Consider the following 3,467-nt stretch of genomic DNA (forward strand, 5'->3'; position numbering starts at 1 on the left):
CTGGGAGCAATCTTAGAATAACGATCAACACTGTTTGATCGCCCTAAGTAAGGGGATGATCTCAGTTTGGTGCTGAGTATCGTCATAGTAATCCGCAAGGGTGAACGACGTTATGAAGCGAGCATTTGTTATGGGTTGTTTCCTCGACCTCGCAAGTGTTTGCCATCTGAAACGAACAGAGTTGTCCAAGTCAAGTACACTAACCCGAGCAGTCGAGAGGCTGCTCAAATTGTTCTTCATCTTCCGGATGGGGCCGATGACCATCGGCAGTCTGGATTCCAAGATGAAGAGCGGGAAAAAATGTATGACTTTTGGTTCAGAAGAAGGACACATGCTTACCAGCTAGTGTGTCCGTGTAAGACGCAAGTCTTTCTCTTTCTGGATCAAATCAAGCGCGAGAAGGGCGTTTGGTGAATGCCTTGGCAGTAAGAGGCGATGAAAGACGTGATACTCTGCGATAAGTCATGGGGAGCTGAGAATAAGCTTTGATCCATGAATTTCTGAATGGGGGAACCCACCTGAAAGTTCACTATTACTACTTCGGTAGCTAATAGGGTTCTTAACCAGGTACTTTTTGACTGAATACATAGGTCTTAAAGAGCAAACCCGGGGAACTGAAACATCTAAGTACCCGGAGGAAAGGAAATCAATTGATACTCTGCTAGTAGCGGCGAGCGAACGCGGATCAGCCAAGCCTGATGAGTGAATAGAACGACCTGGGAAGGTCGGCCATAGAGGGTGATAGCCCCGTATATGAAGCTCTGAAGGATGTATTAAGTAGGGCGGAACACGTGAAATTCTGTCTGAAGATCGGAGGACCACCTTCGAAGGCTAAGTACTCCTTACTGACCGATAGTGAACCAGTACCGTGAGGGAAAGGTGAAAAGCACCCCGACGAGGGGAGTGAAACAGTACCTGAAACCGAACGCCTACAATCAGTTGGAGGCCCCTTGAGGGCTGACAGCGTACCTTTTGTATAATGGGTCATCGACTTGGTCTATCTAGCAAGCTTAAGCCGTTAGGTGTAGGCGCAGCGAAAGCGAGTCTTAATAGGGCGAATGAGTTAGGTGGATCAGACCCGAAACCGAGTGATCTAGGCATGGCCAGGTTGAAGGTGCAGTAACATGCACTGGAGGACCGAACCCACATCTGTTGAAAAAGATCGGGATGAGCTGTGCCTAGGGGTGAAAGGCCAATCAAACTCGGAGATAGCTGGTTCTCTGCGAAATCTATTTAGGTAGAGCGTCATCTGAATACCCCGGGGGGTAGAGCACTGAATGGGTAATGGGGGCCTACAGCCTTACTGATCCTAATCAAACTCCGAATACCCGGGAGTACTAGATGGCAGACACACTGCGGATGCTAACGTCCGTAGTGGAGAGGGAAACAACCCTGACCTACGACTAAGGCCCCTAATTCATGGCTAAGTGGGAAAGCAGGTGGGACGACCAAAACAACCAGGAGGTTGGCTTAGAAGCAGCCATCCTTTAAAGATAGCGTAACAGCTCACTGGTCTAAATAAGTTGTCCTGCGGCGAAGATGTAACGGGGCTCAAGCCATGAGCCGAAGTCTAGGATGCACATAGTGCATGGTAGCAGAGCGTAGTGTGACATAGTTCCAATCCTCTTTAGCATTCTCCGGAATGTCATGGAGGATATGGAGCTTTCGATGAAGCCGGCGCGTGAGCGATCCGGTGGAGAGATCACTAGTGAGAATGATGACATGAGTAGCGACAAAGAGTGTGAGAGACACTCTCGCCGAAAGTCCAAGGGTTCCTGCTTAAAGCTAATCTGAGCAGGGTAAGCCGGCCCCTAAGCCGAGGGCGAAAGCCGTAGGCGATGGGAACTAGGTTAATATTCCTAGGCCAGGAGGATGTGACGGATCTCGAAGATTGTTTGCCCTTATCGGATTGGGCAGGCCGTTCAGAGGTTCCTGGAAATAGCCCTCCATGAGACCGTACCCTAAACCGACACAGGTGGACTGGTAGAGCATACCAAGGCGCTTGAGAGAACGATGTTGAAGGAACTCGGCAAAATACCTCCGTAAGTTCGCGAGAAGGAGGCCCAGTTTCTACGCAAGTATTGACTGGGGGCACAAACCAGGGGGTGGCGACTGTTTACTAAAAACACAGGGCTCTGCGAAGTCGCAAGACGACGTATAGGGTCTGACGCCTGCCCGGTGCCTGAAGGTTAAAAGGAGGGGTGAGAGCTCTGAATTGAAGCCCAGGTAAACGGCGGCCGTAACTATAACGGTCCTAAGGTAGCGAAATTCCTTGTCGGGTAAGTTCCGACCTGCACGAATGGCGTAACGACTTCCCCGCTGTCTCCAACATCGACTCAGCGAAATTGAATTACCTGTCAAGATGCAGGTTTCCCGCGGTTAGACGGAAAGACCCCGTGCACCTTTACTACAGCTTCACATTGGCATTAGGCCGAGCATGTGCAGGATAGGTGGTGGGCTTTGAAGCGATGACGCCAGTCATCGTGGAGCCTCCCTTGAGATACCACCCTTGCTCTGCTTGATGTCTAACCGCGGTCCGTTATCCGGATCCGGGACCCTGTGTGGCGGGTAGTTTGACTGGGGCGGTCGCCTCCTAAAGTGTAACGGAGGCGCGCGAAGGTTGGCTCAGAGCGGTCGGAAATCGCTCGTTGAGTGCAATGGCAGAAGCCAGCCTGACTGCGAGACTGACAAGTCGAGCAGAGTCGAAAGACGGCCATAGTGATCCGGTGGTCCCGAGTGGAAGGGCCATCGCTCAACGGATAAAAGGTACGCCGGGGATAACAGGCTGATACTGCCCAAGAGTCCATATCGACGGCAGTGTTTGGCACCTCGATGTCGGCTCATCTCATCCTGGGGCTGGAGCAGGTCCCAAGGGTACGGCTGTTCGCCGTTTAAAGAGGTACGTGAGCTGGGTTTAGAACGTCGTGAGACAGTTCGGTCCCTATCTGCCGTGGGTGTAGGATACTTGAGAGGAGTTGCCCCTAGTACGAGAGGACCGGGGTGAACGAACCACTGGTGGACCAGTTGTCGTGCCAACGGCAGTGCTGGGTAGCTATGTTCGGACAGGATAACCGCTGAAGGCATCTAAGCGGGAAGCCCCCCTCAAAACAAGGTATCCCTGAGGGCCGAGGTAGACCACCTCGTCGATAGGCCAGAGATGTAAGTGCAGCAATGCATTCAGTTGACTGGTACTAATTGCCCGATAGGCTTGATTTGATCCAGTAAAAGAAAGACTGGAACCAATTAAGTCATACACAACACAATCAGCGTACAAGACTTGGACAACACTATACGAGGCCGTTTACTCGGTTTGGTGATCATAGCGCGAGTGAAACACCCGGTCCCATCCCGAACCCGGCAGTTAAGCACCGTAGCGCCGATGGTACTGCATCTTAAGGTGTGGGAGAGTAGGTCATCGCCAGACCTAGTAAACGACCTCGTATAATACGTATCTCTCAATTACGATG

At 51.5% G+C, this 3,467-nt stretch carries 2 rRNA genes; both read left to right on the forward strand.

The annotated features are described in order from the left end of the window. Nucleotides 1-386 precede the first annotated feature (386 nt). Nucleotides 387-3,216, forward strand: a 23S ribosomal RNA gene (locus tag SHIM_RS14585). Nucleotides 3,217-3,309: 93 nt separating this feature from the next. Continuing rightward, nucleotides 3,310-3,424: ribosomal RNA gene (gene rrf / locus SHIM_RS14590) — 5S ribosomal RNA — on the forward strand. Nucleotides 3,425-3,467: the final 43 nt, after the last annotated feature.

The organism is Shimia sp. SK013, from assembly GCF_001292625.1.
Taxonomy (GTDB): domain Bacteria; phylum Pseudomonadota; class Alphaproteobacteria; order Rhodobacterales; family Rhodobacteraceae; genus Shimia.